Origin of the sequence: Streptomyces sp. SudanB52_2052 (assembly GCF_964272415.1) — a bacterium.
GTDB classification, from domain to species: domain Bacteria; phylum Actinomycetota; class Actinomycetes; order Streptomycetales; family Streptomycetaceae; genus Streptomyces; species Streptomyces olindensis.
The window spans coordinates 4,588,580-4,607,095 of sequence record NZ_OZ186796.1 but is presented as its reverse complement, the minus strand read 5'-3'; the positions used below and the strand labels follow the sequence as shown (position 1 = coordinate 4,607,095).

The window sequence follows — 18,516 nt, the reverse complement described above, 5'->3', positions numbered from 1 at the left end:
GCCGGTGCGTGTGATCGTCAGGACCGTCAGCGAACTGTGCATCACCGTCGGCAGCGTGATCGTGCTGTTCGTCGTCTATGTGCTGTTCTGGACCGGTGTGAAGGCCGACGACGTCATGGACGATCAGATTGATCTGCTCCGCGAGGAGTGGTCGAGACCCCGCCCGCCGACCGAGGTCGCCGGGAGCCCGGCGAAGCCGGCGCCGTACGCCGAGGGCAGGCCTTTCGCGATCATGTACATTCCGCGTCTTGGTTTCACGTGGAACAAGCCGGTGCTGGAGGGCACCGCGACCGGCACCCTGAAGAAGGGCCTCGGGCACTACGCGGAGACCGCCCAGCTGGGGCAGAAGGGGAACTTCGCGGTCGCCGGCCACCGCCGTACCTACGGTGATCCCTTCGAGGATTTCCCCAGGCTGCGGCGGGGTGACGCGGTGGTGCTGACCGACGGCACGACGTGGTTCACGTATCGGATCGACAAAGGCCCGTACAAAACAGTGCCCTCGGACATCGAGGTGATCGACCCTGTCCCACGTACATCCGGGTACACGCGTGCGGGCCGCTATCTGACGCTGACGACGTGCGAACCGGAATGGGGCCACAGTCATCGGCTGATCGTCTGGGCGCACCTGGACTCCACCCAGCCCGTGGAGGCAGGGAAACCTGAGGCGTTGCGCCGCTAGTCTGGTGGCTGTACGGCGTAGGTCTGGTGCCGTGGTACGACGGAAGGGACGGCATGTACGGCTGGATCTGGCGGCATCTGCCGGGGAACACGTGGGTGAGGGCGTTGATCTCACTCGCCCTGGTCGTGGCCGTGGTCTACGTGCTTTTCCAGTACGTCTTCCCGTGGGCGGAACCGCTGCTGCCCTTCAACGATGTGACGGTGGACAACCAGTGAGCGCGCGCATTCTCGTCGTGGACAACTACGACAGCTTCGTCTTCAACCTGGTCCAGTACCTGTACCAGCTGGGCGCCGAGTGCGAGGTCCTGCGCAACGACGAGGTCTCGACGGCGCATGCCCAGGACGGCTTCGACGGTGTCCTGCTCTCCCCGGGGCCGGGCACGCCGGAGGAGGCGGGCGTCTGCGTGGACATGGTCCGGCACTGCGCCGCCACGGGTGTCCCGGTGTTCGGCGTCTGTCTGGGCATGCAGTCGATGCAGGTGGCGTACGGCGGTGTCGTGGATCGGGCGCCGGAGCTGCTGCACGGCAAGACCTCGCTGGTGGAGCATGGCGGCGGAGGGGTCTTCGCCGGCCTGCCCTCGCCCTTCACGGCGACGCGGTACCACTCGCTGGCCGCCGAGCCGGCGACGGTCCCGGCCGAGCTGGAGGTCACGGCGCGGACGCACGACGGCATTGTGATGGGCCTCAGGCACCGTGAACTGCCGGTCGAGGGTGTGCAGTTCCACCCCGAGTCGGTGCTGACCGAGCACGGGCACCGGATGCTGGCCAACTGGCTGGTGGAGTGCGGCGACGAGGGCGCGGTGGCGAGGTCGGCCGGGCTCGCCCCGGTGGTGGGCAGGGCCACGGCGTGACGGCGCTGCGCCCCGAGCGCGAGTCCGACACCTCGTACGGGCAGCAGTCGTACGGGGTGCCGGGTGCGTTCGAGGACTGGTCGGGCGGAGGGGCGTACGGTGCGTCTCCGCAGCCGGGAGCGCAGGCGCAGTCGTCGTACGAGTCGCAGCTGCTGGGGTCGGAGGCGGAGCCGTACGCGGCGTCCTTCGAACCCGTCCCGGAGGAGCCGTACGTGCCTCCGGTCGACGAGGAGACGGTGGCGCTGCGGATACCGGATCCGCCGCCAGCGGCCGGTGAGTCCGTACCGGGCTCTGGGGCCGCTGCCGGCTCGCGGACCGACGGAGGGACCCAGGGCGGCCGGGCGGCCCGCAGGAAGGCCGCCAAGCGCCGTCACGGGCGCCATGGCGGCGCGCCGGAGACCCGGTCGGTGGAAGAGTCCCGGGCGCCGCTGTCGCGGGTCGAGGCGCGGCGGCAGGCGCGGGCGCGCAAGCCGGGCGCCGCGGTCGTCGCCAGCCGGGCCATAGGTGAGGTCTTCATCACGACCGGTGTGCTGATGCTGCTTTTCGTCACCTACCAGCTGTGGTGGACGAACGTGCGGGCGCACGCGCAGGCCGGCAAGGAGGCCAGCAGCCTCCAGGACGACTGGGCGAACGGCAAGCGCAATCCGGGGGCGTTCGAGCCGGGGCAGGGCTTCGCCATCCTGCACATCCCTAAGCTGGACGTGGTGGTGCCGATCGCGGAGGGCACCAGCAACAAGGGCGTGCTCGACCGGGGCATGGTGGGCCACTACGCCGAGGGTGCGTTGAAGACCGCCATGCCCGGTGACAAGACCGGGAACTTCGGGCTCGCGGGCCACCGCAACACCCACGGAGAACCGTTCCGGTACATCAACAGGCTCACGCCGGGCGACCCGATCGTCGTGGAGACACAGGACGAGTACTACGTGTACAAGATGGCGTCGATCCTGCCGGTGACCTCGCCGAGCAACACGAGCGTTCTGAACCCGATCCCCGCGGGGTCGGGGTTCACCGAGCCCGGCCGTTACATCACGCTGACCACGTGCACGCCGGAGTTCACCAGCAAGTACCGGATGATCGTCTGGGGCAAGATGGTCGAGGAACGGCCGCGCAGCAAGGGCAAGCCGGATGCGCTCGTCAGTTAAGGGCAGATGACCAGTGGCAGCGACCACCGACACGGACCACGAAGAGCACACCGGCGCGGCGTCGCGGCGGCCTGCGGCGCGCCGCAGGCCCGGCCCGATCGCGCGGGCGGTCAGCGTCTTCGGGGAACTCCTCATCACCGCGGGCCTGGTCCTCGGCCTGTTCGTCGTCTACTCGCTGTGGTGGACGAACGTCGTCGCCGACCGTGCGGCCGGAAAGCAGGCCGACCGTGTTCGGGACGACTGGGCGCAGGGCCGGGGCGGGCCGGGGGCGCTGGACACGAAGAACGGCATCGGCTTCCTGCACGTGCCGGCGATGAGCGGCAGTGAGGTCCTGGTCGAGAAGGGCACGTCGAACAAGATCCTGAACGACGGTGTCGCCGGTTACTACACCGAGCCCGTCAAGTCGGCCCTGCCGATGTCGGGCAAGCCCGGCAACTTCTCCCTCGCCGCCCACCGCGACGGCCACGGGGCCAAGTTCCACAACATCGACAAGATCAAGCAGGGTGACCCGATCGTCTTCGAGACGAAGGACAAGTGGTACGTCTACAAGACCTACGCGATCCTTCCCGAGACCTCGAAGTACAACGTCAAGGTCCTGTCTGCGGTCCCCAAGGAGTCCGGCAGGAAGAAGCCGGGTCACTACATCACGCTGACGACCTGCACGCCGGTGTACACGAGCACGTACCGGTACATCGTGTGGGGCGAACTGGAGCGGGTCGAGAAGGTGGACGCGGACCGCACACCGCCGAAGGAACTGCGCTGACGGTGCTCCTTCGGGCCTGGTGTCGCGGGCCGTCGGGCCGGTTCTAACCCAATGCGCTCAGGGGTGCCCCGGCGCTCCATTCCTCCAGCAGTCCGCGATGGACGGCGGTGATGCCGCTCTCGGCCGCGATGTTCAGGGCGTCGCGGGTGAAGGGGCAGGTCGCCACGTAGAGGGCCACGTCCGAAGCGTGCAGGACCTTGGCGGCTCCGATGAACTTCTGGACGTCGGGGCTGGTGATGGAGAGGTGTGGCGCGAACCTCTTGCACTGGACGACGACGCGCCGCCCGTCGGCTGTGAGCGCGGTGATGTCGACGCCGCGGTCCCGTCCGCCGCCTCGGACGATGACGCCGGTGCAGCCGTCGCGGCGCAGCAGTTCGGCGACGCGTTCTTCGAACTCACGCCCGTTCATGGCGTCCATGGCGGCCATGACTCCGGCGAGGGGACGGTCTTCTCGTGGGCCTTCGAGCCGTTGCAGCCGGGCGTGGTGCTGCCGGAGCCGCTTCTCGATGTGCTGGACGCCTGCCCGGAGGGCGACGAGCTCTCGCTGGTGCTCGCCTGATGTTTCGATCAGGGCGTTGAACATGGGGACGACGGTCTTGCCCAGGATGTGGGTGATGCGGTTGGTCGATGCGTGCGTCGAGGAGGGCGGTGTCGGCCGGGGCAGGGTTTTCCACAGGCTGTGTGCGGGCCAGGTACTCCATGTCGAGGAGATGGACACGCACCTGACGTGCGACTTCGCTGTCCCGGAGCAGCATGGCGATGTTGAGGACGGCTCGACGGGAGAAGAGGGCGAGGGAGCGGCTGCGGGACTGGGTGCCACTGAGTTGCTTGAAGTCACTCAGTTCCGATCCTGTCAGGACTCGGTACCCGCTGGCTTCCAGCTCGGCTCGGTGGTCGTGCACGAGAGCGCGGATGGCTTCCACTGTGACGTTGAAGTACGCCGCTACCAGCGCCGTCGTCACATGCATCCCGGCCGGCAGCAGCGACAGCGCTTTGACCCGGTCGAGTACGTCGGTGCGGTCCAGCACGCTGTTGCGCAGAGTCCGGGATTCCAGCAGGAAGACACGATCGAGGGGCGTACGGAGATACGAGTCGAGCTCTCGGTCACGGGCGTGCCGAAGGACGGGCGAGCCCCGGCACCCTCACGGGTGCCGGGGCTCTGTGCGAGCGGGGTGGTGGGTCAGTCGTCGCCGTTGAGGCCGCCGAAGATGCCGCCGTTGCCGCCGCCGCCGTTGTTGTTGCCGCCGTTGTTGCCGAAGCTGACGGTCTGGAGTGTCACCGTCGTGCTCGCGGGGTCGTCGACCTCCTGGTTGCCCTGGGGGTCCTGGCCGGCGACGAGGGCGTTGTCGCTCTGGTCGCTGCCGTTGGCGAACTGGATGTTGGTGAAGCCGGCCGCCGCCAGGGTCTGCTTGGCCTGGCCGACGGTCTGGCCGACGACCTGGGGCACGCGGGTCTTCTGCTGTTCCTTCTTCTTGCCGATCTGGATGTTGACCGACGAGTTCTTCTCGACGGAGGTGCCGGCCTGCGGGGTGGTCGCGATGACCTTGCCGACCTGGTTGTCGTCGTCGGTCTCGACCTCGGTGCAGTTGCCGACCAGGTTGCTGGCCTGCATCTGCTGCTTGGCCGCGTCACAGCTCTGGCCGAGGACGTCCGGGACGGTGGACTTCGCTTCGGCCTTGGCGATGGTGAGGGTGATGGTGGAGCCCTTCTCCACCTCGGCGCCCAGTTCCGGGTCCTGCTCGAGGACGGTGCCGGGGTCCTCCGAGGACTCCTTGGCCTTCGTCTCGACCACGAACTGGTACTTGTCGCCCTCCAGCTTCGCCCTGGCGTCGTCGAGGCTTTCGCCGACGACGCTCGGCACCGCCACCTTCGGCGCTCCGGCCGACACCACCAGGGCGATGGTGTCGCCCTTCTGGACGTCCGTGCCGGCCTTCGGGTTCTGGGAGCAGATGTTGCCCTTGGCCTGGTTCTCGCAGGGCTTCTTCGAGAACGTCAGTTGCAGGTCGGAGTTGGTCGCGAGTTTCCGGGCGCTCTGTTCGGTCTCGCCGACGAAGTTGGGTGCCGGCAGGGTGTCGTCGCCCGTGCCGCCGCCGGTGACCGCCCACCGTCCGATCAGGATCGCTCCGACCAGCACCAGGATGCCCGCCACCACGAGCAGGATCGTCGAGGTGTTGGACTTGCGTTGCTGGCCGCGGCGCCGGTCGGGGCGATCGTCGTAGCCGTAGCCGCCGTCGTCCGGGTTCATGGGGGGCAGCATCGACGTGGCGCCGGCGCCGGAGTCCGCGCGCAGGGCCGTCGTCGGCTGGTCGTCGGGGTAGCCGCCGTAACCGACGGAACCCATCGCGGCCGTGGCCGCGACGGGCTGGCCGTCCAGGCAGGCCTCGATGTCGGCGCGCATCTCGTCGGCCGACTGGTAGCGGTAGTCCGGGTCCTTGACGAGCGCCTTCAGCACGATCGCGTCCATCTCGGGCGTGATCTCGGGGTCGAAGACGCTCGGCGCCTGCGGTTCCTCCCGGACGTGCTGGTAGGCCACGGCCACCGGGGAGTCGCCGACGAAGGGCGGGCGGACGGTCAGCAGCTCGTACAGCAGACAGCCGGTGGAGTACAGGTCGGAGCGGGCGTCGACCTGCTCGCCCTTCGCCTGTTCCGGCGAGAGGTACTGGGCGGTGCCGATGACGGCCGCCGTCTGGGTCATCGTCATGCCGGAGTCGCCCATGGCGCGGGCGATGCCGAAGTCCATCACCTTGACCTGGCCGTTGCGCGTCAGCATGACGTTCGCGGGCTTGATGTCGCGGTGGACGATGCCGTTGCGGTGGGCGTACTCCAGGCCCTGGAGGATGCCGATGGTCATCTCCATGGCCCGCTCCGGCAGCAGCTTGCGGCCGCTGTGGAGGAGCTCACGGAGCGTGGAGCCGTCGACGTACTCCATCACGATGTACGGGATCGACACGTTGTCGATGTAGTCCTCGCCCGTGTCGTAGACCGCGACGATCGCGGGATGGTTGAGCGAGGCGGCCGACTGGGCCTCCCGGCGGAACCGGGCCTGGAAGGAAGGGTCACGCGCGAGGTCCGCGCGGAGCGTCTTCACCGCCACGGTGCGGCCGAGGCGGGTGTCATGCGCGAGGTAGACCTCCGCCATGCCACCACGCCCGAGCACCTGGCCCAGTTCGTACCGGCCGCCGAGGCGACGCGGCTCTTCCATAGCTACCTACCAGCCCTCTCCGTCGGTCCCGACCGGAAGCTTGTACGGTCGGAGGCTGCCGTCCGGGCCTACCGTACCCGGCTTGTTTTGTGTGACCTGGCCAAGCCCGTCAGCCGATACAGGACCGGTATCGCAACGTGCACCGATGTGAAGCAGACGTGAGCGGGGTCACTTCTTGCTCTCGATGACTGCCTCCATCACGTTCCTCGCGATCGGTGCCGCGAGGCCGCCGCCGGAGATGTCGTCACGGACGGCGTTGTCGTCCTCGATCACGACCGCCACGGCGACCGGGGCGGTGCCGTCGGCGCCCTTGGCGTAGGAGATGAACCACGCGTAGGGGTTCTCGCTGTTGTCGACGCCGTGCTGGGCGGTACCGGTCTTGCCGCCGACCTTGACGCCGGGGATCTTGGCGTTGGAGCCCGTGCCCTTGTCGACGACCGTCTCCATCATCGACTGGAGGATCTGGGCGTTCTTCGCCGACAGCGGCTGGCTCATCTCCTCGGGCTCGGTCTTCTCGATGGTGTCGACGTTCGGGGCCTGGAGTTCGTCGACCATGTACGGCTTCATGAGGGTGCCGTTGTTGGCGACGGCCGAGGCGACCATGGCCATCTGCAGCGGGGTCGCGGCGGTGTTGAACTGGCCGATGGAGGACAGCGCGGTCTGCGACGGGTTCATGTCGTCGGAGAACACCGACGCGCTGGAGCGGACCGGGGTGTACTGCTCCTCGGTGAAGCCGAACTTCTTGGCCATGTCCAGCATCTTGTCGTTGCCGAGGTCGGAGCCGATCTTGCCGAAGACGGTGTTGCAGGAGTACTGCAGCGCCACGCGCAGCGTCGCGTTCTTGCAGGGGATGTTGCCCTCGTTGGGCAGCCTGGTGGTGGTGCCCTCCATGACCCACGGGTCGGGCGAGTCGGTCTTCGCGTCCGGGTCCGTGTAGAGGCCGTCCTCCAGGGCGGCGGCCGCGGTGAGGACCTTGAAGGTCGAGCCGGGCGGGTACGTCTCGCGCAGGGCCCGGTTGAGCATCGGGTCGTCGGGGTTGTTCTTCTTGTCGAGCTTCTTCCAGGCCTCGGCGTCCTTGTCGCTGTTGCCCGCGATCGACGAGGGGTCGTACGACGGGTAGGAGGCCAGCGCCAGGATCTTGCCGGTGGACGGCTCCAGCGCCACGACCGCGCCCTTGCCGCCCTGCCTCTTCAGGCCGTTGTACGCGGCCTTCTGGGCGTCGGCGTTGAGCGTCGTGACGACGTTGCCGCCCTCCTTCTTCTTGCCCGTGAGCATGTCGAGCGTGTTGCGGAAGAAGAGCCGGTCGTCGTTGCCGGTGAGGATGCCGTCCTCGATGGACTCCAGCTGGTTGGCGCCGAAGGCCTGCGAGACGAAGCCGGTGACGGGCGCCCACATGGGGCCGTCCTTGTAGGTGCGCTTGTACTTGAAGTCGCCCGAGGTGGTCGTGGCATGCCCGGTGATGGGGTTGCCGCCGACGATGATGTCGCCGCGCGGTGAGGCGTAGCGCTCGATGGAGACGCGGCGGTTCTTGGTGTCGGTCCTCAGCTCGTCGGCCTTGACGTACTGGATCCAGTTGTCGCGGATCAGGAGTGCCAGGACGAGGAGGCCGCAGAAGATCGCGATCCGGCGCAGGGGCTTGTTCATGACGGGCGGACCACCTGGGTCATCTCGGCGTCGGGGTTGGCGGCGGGAGCGGGGGCCGGGCGTCGGGCGGTGTCGCTGATGCGGAGCAGGATGCCGATGAGCGCCCAGTTGGCGATCACGGAGGAACCGCCGTAGGCCACGAACGGCAGCGTCATGCCGGTGAGCGGGATGAGGCCCATGACACCGCCGGCGACGACGAAGACCTGGAGGCCGAAGGCGCCGGAGAGGCCGATGGCCAGCAGCTTGCCGAACGGGTCGCGGGCGGCGAGCGCGGTGCGGACGCCCCTTTCGATGATCAGGCCGTAGAGGAGCAGGATCGCCATGACGCCGGCCAGGCCGAGTTCCTCGCCGAAGGTGGCGAGGATGAAGTCGGAGTTGGCGGCGAAGCCGATGAGGTCGGAGTTGCCCTGTCCGAGGCCGGTGCCGAGGGTGCCGCCGGAGCCGAAGGCCCACAGGGCCTGCATGGCCTGCTCGGAGTGGACGACGCCGTCCTGGACGCCGGCGCGGGAGAGCTCGAACTCGCGCATCGGGTCGAGCCAGGCCTGTACACGGGTCTGGATGTGGGGTTCGAAGCTCGCCACGCCGACGGCACCGACGGCGGACATCAGCAGACCGAAGACGATCCAGCTGGTCCGCTCGGTGGCGACGTACAGCATGATGACGAACATGCCGAAGAACAGCAGGGAGGTGCCGAGGTCGGTCTCGAAGACCAGGATGAGGATCGAGATGACCCAGACGACGAGGATCGGGCCGAGGTCGCGGCCGCGGGGCAGGTAGAGGCCCATGAAGCGGCGGCTGGCGAGGGCCAGGGCGTCTCGTTTCACCATGAGGTAGCCGGCGAAGAAGACCGCGAGGACGATCTTGGCGAACTCGCCGGGCTGCAGCGTGCCGAGGCCGGGGATCTTGATCCAGATCTTGGCGCCGTAGATGTTCGCGCCGAGGCCCGGCACGAGCGGCAGGATCAGCAGGAACAGCGCTCCGGCCATGGAGATGTAGGTGTAGCGCTGCAGGACGCGGTGGTCCTTGAGGAAGATCAGCACGACGGCCAGCAGGGCGACGCCCATCGCGGAGTACAGCAGCTGGCGCGGGGCGGCTTCGGCGTAGTTGCTGAGCCGCTTGGACTGGTCCAGCCGCCAGATGACGACCAGACCGAGCCCGTTCAGCAGCGTCGCGAGCGGCAGCATCAGCGGGTCCGCGTACGGGGCGAACTTCCGTACGACGAGGTGGCCGACGCCCGCGAGCAGGCCGAGTCCGAGGCCGTAGCTCAGCAGGCCGGGCGGCACCGAGTCGTTCAGGGCCAGCCCGACGTTGGCGTAGGCGAAGACCGGGATGACGACGGCGAACACCAGCAGAGCCAGTTCGGTGTTGCGTCGGCTCGGGGCGCCGATCGCGCCGATCGTGGACGTGTGGTGCGTCGGCGAGTTCGTAGTACTGCTCATCGTGTGACGGGGCCTCTCACGGCTTGCCTACTGCTTACCGCACAGCGAGACGACCTTCTGCTCTTCCTCCGAGAGGCTGGGGCCGGGGCTGGGTGTGGGTGCGGTCGTGGTCGGGGGCGTGGACTTCTCAGGCGCCGACGGCGAGCCCGACGGGTTCGACGGGTTCGGCGTCGGTGTGGCCTTGGACGTGAAGGAGGCGGGAGTGGTTCCCGTGGTGCCCCCGGCCTCGCCTTCGCCGGTCTTGGCGTTGTTCCGGCTCTCGGCCTCGCGCCGCTGCGCTTCCTTCTTGCACGCGGAGGCCTGCACCGACAGTTCCTGGATCTTCGCCTGGGCGTTCTTCAGTCCGCCTTCGGCGATGGTCGCCTTGACCAGCTTCTGCTGGTAGGGCGGCAGGTACTTGAGTTCGATCTCGGGGTGGTCCTTCTCGACCTTCGAGAGCGAGACCCACGCCAGGTCCTGGCTGATGCCCCGGTACAGCGCGACGTGCTCGTCCTGGGCACCGACGTAGTACTGCGTCTGCGTCCAGCGCCAGCCGCCGTACAGTCCGCCGCCGATCACGGCGAGCGCGAGGGCGCCGTAGAGGGATCTCTTCAGCCAGCGGCCCTTCTTGCGCGGTTTGACGAAGTCGTCGTCGCCGTAGCCGAAGCCGGTCGCCGGGATGTAGCCGGTGGTGTCGCCGGAGCCGGGCGGGCCGAATTCGCCGCCTCCGCCGCCGTGCCCCTGGCGGCCGAGCCCGGAGGCGCGGCCGGCGGGGGTCTGCATGATGCCGTTGTCGTGCAGCTGGTGCTGGTTCTCGGCGACGGCGCCGACCACGACCGGGGTGTCGGAGAGCTGCCCGGCGAGGGTGTCGCCGGTGTCGAGGTCGAGGACGTCGGCGACGATGACGGTGATGTTGTCCGGGCCGCCGCCGCGCAGGGCCAGCTCGATGAGGTTCTGGACGGTCTCCTGGGGGCCCTGGTAGCTGGCGAGGGTGTCCTCCAGGGTCTGGTGGGACACCACGCCGGACAGGCCGTCGGAGCAGATCAGGTAGCGGTCGCCGGCGCGGACCTCGCGGATGGAGAGGTCCGGCTCGACGTGGTCGCCGGAGCCGAGCGCGCGCATGAGGAGTGAGCGCTGCGGGTGGGTGGTGGCCTCTTCCTCGGTGATGCGGCCCTCGTCGACCAGGCGCTGCACCCAGGTGTGGTCCTGGGTGATCTGGGTGAGCACGCCGTCGCGGAGCAGGTAGGCGCGGGAGTCGCCGACGTGCACCAGGCCGAGGCGCTGGCCGGTCCACAGCAGCGCGGTGAGGGTGGTCCCCATGCCCTCCAGCTGGGGGTCCTCCTCGACCATGGAGCGCAGCTGGTCGTTGGCGCGCTGTACGGCCGTGCCGAGCGAGGTGAGGATGTCGGAGCCGGGGACGTCGTCGTCGAGGGCGACGATGGTGGAGATGGCCTCGGAGGAGGCGACCTCACCGGCGGCGGCGCCGCCCATGCCGTCGGCGATGGCGAGCAGGCGTGGGCCGGCGTATCCGGAGTCCTCGTTGCCCTCCCGGATCATGCCCTTGTGCGATCCGGCCGCGAAGCGCAGTGACAGACTCATGCGCACCTCGCCTGTCGGCTCCGGGTACAGCCGGTCGTGTCGAGCCACACTGCCCACCCTCCGGTCGGGAGCGCGCCGGGGCCCGGGGTGGGGCCCGCCACTGCGTGCTCGCTCCGCTCGCTCATTGTCGTACTACTTCCGCAGCTCGATGACGGTCTTGCCGATGCGGATCGGCGCGCCCAGCGCAATCGGTGTGGGAGTCGTCAGCCGGGTCCGGTCCAGGTACGTGCCGTTGGTGGAGCCGAGGTCCTCGACGATCCACTGGCCGTCGCGGTCCGGGTAGATCCTGGCATGGCGGCTGGAGGCGTAGTCGTCGTCCAGCACGATCGTCGAGTCGTGCGCCCGGCCCAGGGTGATGGTCTGGCCCTGGAGCGCGACCGTCGTGCCGGTGAGGGTGCCCTCGGTCACGACCAGCTTGGTGGGGGCGTTGCGGCCGCGTCGGCCGCCGGTGGCCTGCTGGCGCTGCTGCGGCGGCGCCTGGCGGGCGGCCTGCTGCTGGCGTCCGGCCTCGCGGCGCGATCCGCGCTGGGTGACGCGCGTACCGAACAGGTCGCTCCGGATGACCTGCACGGCCACGATCACGAACAGCCACAGAACGGCCAGGAACCCCAGCCGCATGACCGTGAGGGTCAGCTCTGACATTGCCCCCGCTTCACCCTTCGGCTTGCCTATAGATAACGGTGGTACTGCCCACGACGATCCGCGAGCCGTCGCGGAGCGTAGCGCGGGTGGTGTGCTGCCCGTCCACCACGATGCCGTTGGTGGATCCGAGATCCTGGATCGTCGAGGGCGTTCCGGTCCGGATCTCGCAGTGCCGGCGGGAGACGCCGGGGTCGTCGATCCGCACGTCGGCGTCGGTGCTGCGGCCCAGCACGAGCGTCGGGCGGGAGATCTGGTGGCGGGTGCCGTTGATCTCGATCCAGTGGCGGGTGCGTCCGCCGGCGGCCGGGGCGGCCGGGGGCCGCTGGCCGCTCGCGGCGGGCGGGTAGCCGTAGCCGCCGGGGCGGCCGCCGGGCGGCGGCGCGGCGGGCATGGGCGGGGCGCCCGCGGGCGCGGCGGCGGGCGGGTAGCCGTAGCCACCGGGGCGTCCGGCGGGCGGGGCGGCGGGCGCGGCGCCGCCGGCCGGGCCGGCCTGGCTGCTGGAGGAGGCGAGCGTACGGCTGCGCACCCGGTACAGGCCGGTGTCGAGGTCGTCCGCCTTCTCCAGGTGCACCTTGATCGGGCCCATGAAGGTGTAGCGCTGCTGCTTGGCGTAGTCGCGCACCATGCCGGCGAGCTCGTCGCCGAGCTGGCCGGAGTAGGGGCTGAGCCGTTCGAAGTCCGGCGTGCTCAGCTCCACGATGAAGTCGTTGGGCACGACCGTCCGGTCGCGGTTCCAGATGGTGGCGTTGTTGTCGCACTCGCGCTGGAGCGCTCCGGCGATCTCCACGGGCTGGACCTCGGACTTGAACACCTTGGCGAAGGTGCCGTTGACCAGACCTTCGAGACGCTGCTCGAACTTCTTCAGGACTCCCATGGGGCACCTCCTCCGTCGCTGCCGTCCTGTGTACTGCCCTGCGGGCCGCTTGCCTGGTACTGCTTACTGATCGTATCCACGCGCCGGTCGATCGGCTGGTTCCCCCTGTCAGCCCGGCCGACGGGTGTCGACGCATGACGAAGTTCCCTGTGGAGCTCCTCTTCGAACTCCGGCGGGAGTACCGCCGCGCGCAACCGCTTCAGGTACCCCTGCCAAGGATCGTAGAGGCGGCCGGAGACCAGTGTCCCGCACCGGACTGTGGACCCCGACCCCCTCCTGGGGAGACAGGGGGGACCGGTACGAGGTTGATACGTGAAGCGACACGCGTTGATACGTGGCGGGGGCACCGAAGGTTCGGCGGGGGTTCTGCCTGCGGAACAAGGGATGTGAACCCACCCCGTCCAGCGTGCTAATGTTCTGGGTGTCGGAAGGCGCCAGCCCCCAAGGGGCAAGGAGCCCAGGACACACCCAATGCGCGGGTGGCGGAATAGGCAGACGCGCTGGATTCAGGTTCCAGTGCCCGCAAGGGCGTGGGGGTTCAACTCCCCCCTCGCGCACCGTGGAGCACCGACGAAAGTGCTCTAGCTGCACCGACGGAATGGGCGGCATCGCGATGGCGATGCCGCCCATTCCTGTTCCTGCGGTGTGATGTCTGTCTCTGGACACGGTGAAGCGGACCGTCGGTGGCCTAGAGCCGTCGGCGGTCCGCGTTCGTTTGTGGATCTTGCTTGAGTAGCTCTCGGGGTGCGCGCTCTGTGAGGAAGGTCTCAGCGCTGGGTGATGTGGCCCTTGGGGGTCCAGGTGCCCAGGGGCTTGGTCCTGCGGCGGCGGGTGGGCCGGCGGCGGGGCCGTTCGCCGCTCAGGGCGATGGCGTCGGCCCAGGAGGCGAGTTTGCGGCGGTTGGCGTGGGCGAGCTGGAAGGCCAGGAGGAGGGTCTGGGCGGCGATGCCGCGGATGTGGCGGGTGCCGGCGTCTTCGAGGCGTTCCTGGAGGCGGTCCTTGGCGAAGCCGTTGATGCCTTCGACACTGTTGCGGAGCCGGAAGTAGACCCGTTGCCAGGCTTCGGAGCCGTACTGGAGGGGCTGCCAGAGGTTGGCGCCGGCTTCCGGGGGGACGGTGACGGTGCGCTGGGAGCAGCACGGCGGTGAGCCGGCCGGGTTCGGGGCGGGGTCGACGAGGGGCAGGTGGATGCCGCGGCCGAGCGTGCGGGGCTTGAGGGGGCACTGCGCGCGGTTGGCCTCTGCCGGGCACATCACGCGGCGGTGGCCTTCGGCGTCGGGGCGTTGCTTGGGCATGAATACGTAGTTCGTGCGGGCGCGGATGCGGTCGATCCAGGTCTGCTTGTCGATCTTCTTGGCGGGGAGGTCCTTGGTGCCGTCCTTGAGGGGCTGAGGCATGGACGGGCAGTACCAGTTGCCCTCGACGAGTTGGGCTCCGGCGAAGCCGGTCTGGACGCCAAGTTGGTCCGAGGCGTAGTCGTAGACGGGCTCGTAGCCCATGGCTCGGATGGGGAGCTGGAAGTTCTCCGGCTTCTGGCCGTTGTAGGCGCGGTCACCGGCCAGGTAACCGCGGGGAAGCGGTCGTCGACGTGCTGGAGTGCCTCGATGGCGACCTGGCCGGGGCGGTGGCTTGGCTTGTCGACCGAGAAGGCCACGATCAGGGCGGGCACCACGTCGGGATTGGCGGAACCGTCGGGCAACGGGGCGCCGTGGCGCTCGGGGTCGCGGGCGACGACGAGGGAGGCGTGGTAGCCGAAGAGGCGCTTCTTGATCCTCTCGGTCTTCCTCTCCCCGTTGGTCTTCTGACTGCCGCTGACTGCCTCGGCGGGGGTGAGGCCGTCCAGGGCGAGGGGGACTTCACGCGTTGACACGAGACGCCCTCTTCTTCGCGGAGCAGGACCCGAAGGCCCTCGTGGCTGATGTCGTCGACCATCCACTCGGCGACCAGGCAGTCGGCGGCTTAGACGGTGTCCTATGTGGTGAGACGGACCAGTCGCTTGTAGCAGCACAGGGCTGCAGCGAGGCCGAGAAAGGCCAGGTAGTTGCGGGAGTGGCGTTCGTAGCGGGGGCTGAGTCGGCGGTAGCCGGACAGCCAGGAGATGGTGCGCTCGATCACCCACCTGCGGCGGCCCAACCGTTCGCTGGACTCGATGCCTTTGCGGGCGATGCGCACGCCGATGCGCTTGCCTCGTGACCGTCTCCGCAGGTGGGGGAGGTCGTACGCCTTGTCGGCATGCAGGCGCTGGGGCTTGAAGTGGCGGCCGCGGTGAGGGGCGTGTCTCATTTGGTGACCCTCCACCATGGGCTTCAGCGCTTCGCTGTCGTGGGGGTTGGCGGCTGGGATGCCGACGAGAAGGGGCAGTCCGTTCGCGTCCGACAGGACGTGCATCTAGCCGGCACACAGGTCAGACCTCGTTGCCGGGCCAGCCCAGCAACCGGGCGCCGATGACGGCGGTCTGCAGGGTGTAGCGGTGGACGGGGTCGGCCGGGTTGGTGCCGGTGAGCTTGTGGATGCGCTCCAGGCGGTAGGTCAGGGCCCGCACGCTCAGGCGCAGGCGGCGTGCCGCCTCGGCCGCGACGCATCCGCAGTCGAAGTACGCGGTGAGGGTGTCGAGGAGGGGCTGGGCGCCGCCACGGGCGGCCTGGAGCGGGCCGAGGGCACTATGCACGAGGTCGGCCATGGCCTGCCGGTCGCGGGTGAGGACCGGGTAGACGAGCAGGTCGGCAGAGCGCAGCACCAGCTCCTCCAGTTCCAGGCGGTCCGCCAGGTCGAGGGCGTTGAGGGCCTCCTCGTAGGAGTGGACGACCCCGCCGGCGCCGGGGTGGGCGCGGCCGAGGGCGACCCGGCCACCGTCGGTGGCGGCGTGTGCCTGCTTGGCGAAGTACACGAGTACGTCGTCCTGGTCGCCGGGTGCGATGCAGACCAGGCGGCCGTCCTTGGTCGTGAGCAGGATGCGGCGCTCTCCGAACCGGGCGACCAGGGCGCTCTCCACCTGCCGGGTCGCCGGGTGCGTGTCGTCGACCGGCGTGGCGCCCTGGGCGACGGCGACCGCGTGGGCGCGGGAGAGGAGCAGGCCGAAGCGTTCCGCCCGTTCGGCCAGGCGGCCCAGGTCGCTTCGGCCGTAGAGCAGGTCGTCGATGAACTCCCGCCGCGCGGCCTCTTCCTGCCTGACCGCGAGTTTCTGGGACCGTTCGTATCCTTCGGCGAAGGCGTCCACCGCCTGCTCCACGGCGGCGAGCACACGATCGGCTCCGACGGTCGAAAGGGCGGGCGAGAGCTCGCGGGCCGCGGACAGATGCCGGCGGACCAGAAGACGCAGTCCCAGGCCCGCCTCCGCGGCGCGTTCTCCCCGGGCGCGCAGGGACTCCAGCTCGTTTCGGGTGAGGCGGCGGCCCGTGGCACAGACGTCGGCCAGGATCCCGGCATAGCCCTCCAGGTACTCGTCGGGTATGGCTGACCGCGTCACGCGACCTCCTCGATGTTGTTGCTCCGCCGGCGTTCCCCACGCACAGCGGACCAGAGTGACAGACGTCCCGGCGGACCCGCTTCACACCTCACCGAATGCCGCCCGCGGGACAGGTTCAGATGCTGGGCTTGGTCTGCCGGCTCGAGCACGGCGAGTTGCGGCTGTGGTGGTGCCGGTCTGGTCAGCGGTCCGTGCCGGACGGCGGCTTCCGCGTCGCGACGACGCACCTGGTCGGATCGCGTGGGGCGCACCCGGACCAGCCGCTTCCCGCCCGGTGGCGCGATGACCCCACCGGTTCGGGGGTCTCCGGCCCACCACAGCACCCCTCGGGGTTCGGGGTTGGCCAGGTGGTACCGCGACGCCACGGTGCACACGGACAGCGGAATCAGAGATCCATCCGCCGGATGGCGCAGCACGACCCGTGGCGGTCCCTGCCTCGGCGGGATGGCGACCGCACTGCAGGCCGTCCATGCGTGCGCGACCACGGCACGCCCGATGTGGCGGGAGTTGACGAGTGCGGCAACCCCGACGACGCCGGCGACGGGACCGCAGCCGACACAGAACACGGCCAGTGCGCGGAGTCGCTGAAGGGACCGGCAGCGCCGTCTGCCGCAATCGCCCCAGTACGGGGCCCGGCGGCTCGATGCCGCGCGGGCCCCTGTGCCGGCTGCCTGCTCTCAGCCGATCTGGATCTTTCCGTTGGCCTCGGCGGTGGCCGGTGTGGTCGAGGGCTGGACGTCGCCGTTGCGCTGCGTGATGCTCTTCAGCAGCTCGGCGAGGTCGACTCCCGTGGTCGAGCTGAGGAGTTCGACGCCCTGGGCCACGTTGTCGGCGACGGTACGGGAGAGCTGGCTCGCGCCGTCGGTGGAGATGACCGTCATCTTGTCCACCGCGCTGAGCGGCTCCGATGCCTTCGCGACGACCTGCGGCAGCACCTCGACGAGCATCTGCAGCACGGCGGCGTCGCCGTACTGGGAGAAGGCGTCGGCCTTCTTGCGCATCGCCTCGGCCTCGGCCTCACCCTTCGCGCCGATCGCCGCCGCCTCGGCCTCGCCCTCCAGCCGCACCGCCTCGGCGATCGCCGCACGCCGGGACCGCTCTGCCTCACCCTGCTTGAGGCCCTCGATCGCGTGCGCCTCGGCCAGCGCGCTGCGCTGCTGCTTCTCGCCTTCACCCGTGAGACGGGACCGCTCGGCCTCCGCCTGCGCTGCCGCGATGCCGGCCGCCTTGTCCGCTTCGGCCTGCTTGACCCGGGCGACGCGCCTGGCCTCGGCCTCCTGTTCGGCGGCGTAGCGCTGGGCGTCGGCGGGCTTGCGGACCTGGGTGTCGAGCTGGCGGTCGGTGAGCGCGGCCTGCCGCTCGGCGACCTTCTCCTGCTGGGCGAGGATCTCCTGCTGACGTGCGGCCTCCGCGAGCGGGCCGGCCGCCGCCGCCCGGGCCGCGGCCTCGTCGGTCTCGGCCTTGATCTCGGCCTGCTTGAGGTAGAAGGTCCGCTGCGCGATCGCGATCTCCTCCTCGGCCTTCAGCCGCGCCTGCTCGGCCGCGCGCCGTGCGACCGCCTCGGCGATGTCGGCCTCCTGCTTGGCGCGGGCGGCCTCGGGCCGGCCGAGGTCCTCGAGGTAGGAGCCCTCGGTGGTGATGTCCTGGATCTGGAAGGCGTCCAGCACCAGGCCCTGCCCGGACAGGCTCGCCTCCGCCTCTTCCGCCACCTGTCCGGCGAACGCGGCCCGGTCGCGGATGATGTCCTCCACCGACATCCGGCCGACGATCGCGCGCAGTGCGCCGGAGAGCACCTCCTGGGTGAAGCCGACGATGCCGTCCTGCTGCATCAGGAACCGCTGGGCGGCGGCCCGGATGGCGTCCTCGCTGCCGCCGACCTTGACGATGGCGACGCCCTCCAGGTTGGCCTTCACCCCGCGCAGCGTGACCGCGCCGCGCACCGCGACGGGGATGTGCCGCGAGGACAGGTCCAGGGTGAACCTCTGCTGCACGAACGGCACGACGAAGACCCCGCCGCCGACCACGACCTTCTGGCCGCTGTTGTCGGTGAACACCCGCCCGGTCTCCGGATCGGTGGCCGTCTTGCCGCGCCGACCGGTGACGATGAACGCCTCGCTCGGACCGGCGACCTTGTACCGGCTGACCACGACCAGCGCGATCAGCACGAGGAGTACGAAGACTCCTCCCGCCGCGATGGCAACAGAACTCATGGTGATGTCCCCTCAGCCCTCCCTGAG

At 69.5% G+C, this 18,516-nt stretch carries 15 protein-coding genes, 1 tRNA gene and 1 pseudogene; 6 read left to right on the top strand and 11 right to left on the bottom strand.

Annotation, left to right across the window (positions count from 1 at the left end; genetic code table 11):
* The first annotated feature begins 4 nt into the window (after positions 1-4).
* Genes ACSUPV_RS20355 through ACSUPV_RS20335 form a run of 5 tightly spaced genes read left to right on the top strand, consistent with a single transcriptional unit; the run spans position 5 to position 3,434 of the window.
* Positions 5-679, top strand: coding sequence for a class E sortase (locus ACSUPV_RS20355; RefSeq protein WP_436948077.1), 675 nt, complete (start codon positions 5-7; stop codon positions 677-679).
* A gap of 53 nt (positions 680-732) precedes the next feature.
* A complete protein-coding gene (locus tag ACSUPV_RS20350) occupies positions 733-894 on the top strand; it encodes a hypothetical protein (protein ID WP_037759996.1) in 162 nt (53 codons plus the stop codon).
* A complete protein-coding gene (locus ACSUPV_RS20345; RefSeq protein ID WP_031115154.1) occupies positions 891-1,529 on the top strand; it encodes an aminodeoxychorismate/anthranilate synthase component II in 639 nt (212 codons plus the stop codon). Before ACSUPV_RS20350 ends, ACSUPV_RS20345 begins: the two co-directional genes overlap by 4 nt.
* A complete protein-coding gene (locus tag ACSUPV_RS20340) occupies positions 1,526-2,671 on the top strand; it encodes a class E sortase (protein ID WP_037759992.1) in 1,146 nt (381 codons plus the stop codon). The genes ACSUPV_RS20345 and ACSUPV_RS20340 overlap by 4 nt, the downstream gene beginning before the upstream one ends.
* Before the next feature lie 13 nt (positions 2,672-2,684).
* A complete protein-coding gene (locus tag ACSUPV_RS20335) occupies positions 2,685-3,434 on the top strand; it encodes a class E sortase (protein ID WP_037759990.1) in 750 nt (249 codons plus the stop codon).
* 43 nt (positions 3,435-3,477) lie between these two features.
* On the opposite strand, the gene ACSUPV_RS20330 is transcribed toward ACSUPV_RS20335, so the two are convergent.
* The 7 genes from ACSUPV_RS20330 to ACSUPV_RS20300 form a co-directional block, all read right to left on the bottom strand.
* Positions 3,478-4,152, bottom strand: a complete 675-nt coding sequence (locus ACSUPV_RS20330) for a restriction endonuclease (RefSeq protein ID WP_436948074.1) — start codon at positions 4,150-4,152, stop codon at positions 3,478-3,480.
* Positions 4,153-4,614: 462 nt separating this feature from the next.
* Complete coding sequence (gene pknB, locus ACSUPV_RS20325) at positions 4,615-6,636, bottom strand: Stk1 family PASTA domain-containing Ser/Thr kinase (RefSeq protein WP_436948072.1); 2,022 nt, start codon at positions 6,634-6,636, stop codon at positions 4,615-4,617.
* A 168-nt stretch (positions 6,637-6,804) separates the two neighbouring features.
* Positions 6,805-8,280, bottom strand: a complete 1,476-nt coding sequence (locus ACSUPV_RS20320) for a peptidoglycan D,D-transpeptidase FtsI family protein (protein WP_037759985.1) — start codon at positions 8,278-8,280, stop codon at positions 6,805-6,807.
* Positions 8,277-9,719: an FtsW/RodA/SpoVE family cell cycle protein gene (locus ACSUPV_RS20315; protein ID WP_037759983.1), complete on the bottom strand. Its 1,443-nt coding sequence runs from the start codon at positions 9,717-9,719 to the stop codon at positions 8,277-8,279. Before ACSUPV_RS20315 ends, ACSUPV_RS20320 begins: the two co-directional genes overlap by 4 nt.
* Before the next feature lie 27 nt (positions 9,720-9,746).
* Entirely contained in the window at positions 9,747-11,297 is a 1,551-nt protein-coding gene (locus ACSUPV_RS20310) for a Stp1/IreP family PP2C-type Ser/Thr phosphatase (protein WP_037759981.1), read from the bottom strand.
* A 132-nt stretch (positions 11,298-11,429) separates the two neighbouring features.
* The gene (locus tag ACSUPV_RS20305) at positions 11,430-11,939 is read right to left on the bottom strand and encodes an FHA domain-containing protein FhaB/FipA (protein ID WP_037759980.1); all 510 of its coding nucleotides are present in this window, start codon (positions 11,937-11,939) and stop codon (positions 11,430-11,432) included.
* Positions 11,940-11,949: 10 nt separating this feature from the next.
* Positions 11,950-12,813 (bottom strand): FhaA domain-containing protein, encoded by an 864-nt coding sequence (locus ACSUPV_RS20300; protein ID WP_436948069.1) that lies wholly within the window; start codon positions 12,811-12,813, stop codon positions 11,950-11,952.
* 473 nt (positions 12,814-13,286) lie between these two features.
* On the opposite strand from ACSUPV_RS20300, the gene ACSUPV_RS20295 reads away from it, so the two are divergent.
* Positions 13,287-13,370 (top strand) — tRNA-Leu (locus ACSUPV_RS20295).
* A 210-nt stretch (positions 13,371-13,580) separates the two neighbouring features.
* Here the strand turns inward: ACSUPV_RS20295 and ACSUPV_RS20290 are convergent.
* The 4 genes and pseudogenes from ACSUPV_RS20290 to ACSUPV_RS20275 all read right to left on the bottom strand — a co-directional run bounded on the left by ACSUPV_RS20290 (position 13,581) and on the right by ACSUPV_RS20275 (position 18,489).
* The gene (locus ACSUPV_RS20290) at positions 13,581-14,312 is read right to left on the bottom strand and encodes a hypothetical protein (protein WP_382615819.1); all 732 of its coding nucleotides are present in this window, start codon (positions 14,310-14,312) and stop codon (positions 13,581-13,583) included.
* A gap of 472 nt (positions 14,313-14,784) precedes the next feature.
* Positions 14,785-15,201, bottom strand: a pseudogene (locus tag ACSUPV_RS20285) (transposase); the annotation flags it as partial.
* A 16-nt stretch (positions 15,202-15,217) separates the two neighbouring features.
* Positions 15,218-16,279: a PucR family transcriptional regulator gene (locus ACSUPV_RS20280; protein ID WP_382615817.1), complete on the bottom strand. Its 1,062-nt coding sequence runs from the start codon at positions 16,277-16,279 to the stop codon at positions 15,218-15,220.
* Positions 16,280-16,956: 677 nt separating this feature from the next.
* Positions 16,957-18,489 (bottom strand): flotillin family protein, encoded by a 1,533-nt coding sequence (locus tag ACSUPV_RS20275; RefSeq protein ID WP_436948066.1) that lies wholly within the window; start codon positions 18,487-18,489, stop codon positions 16,957-16,959.
* Between the last annotated feature and the right edge of the window lie 27 nt (positions 18,490-18,516).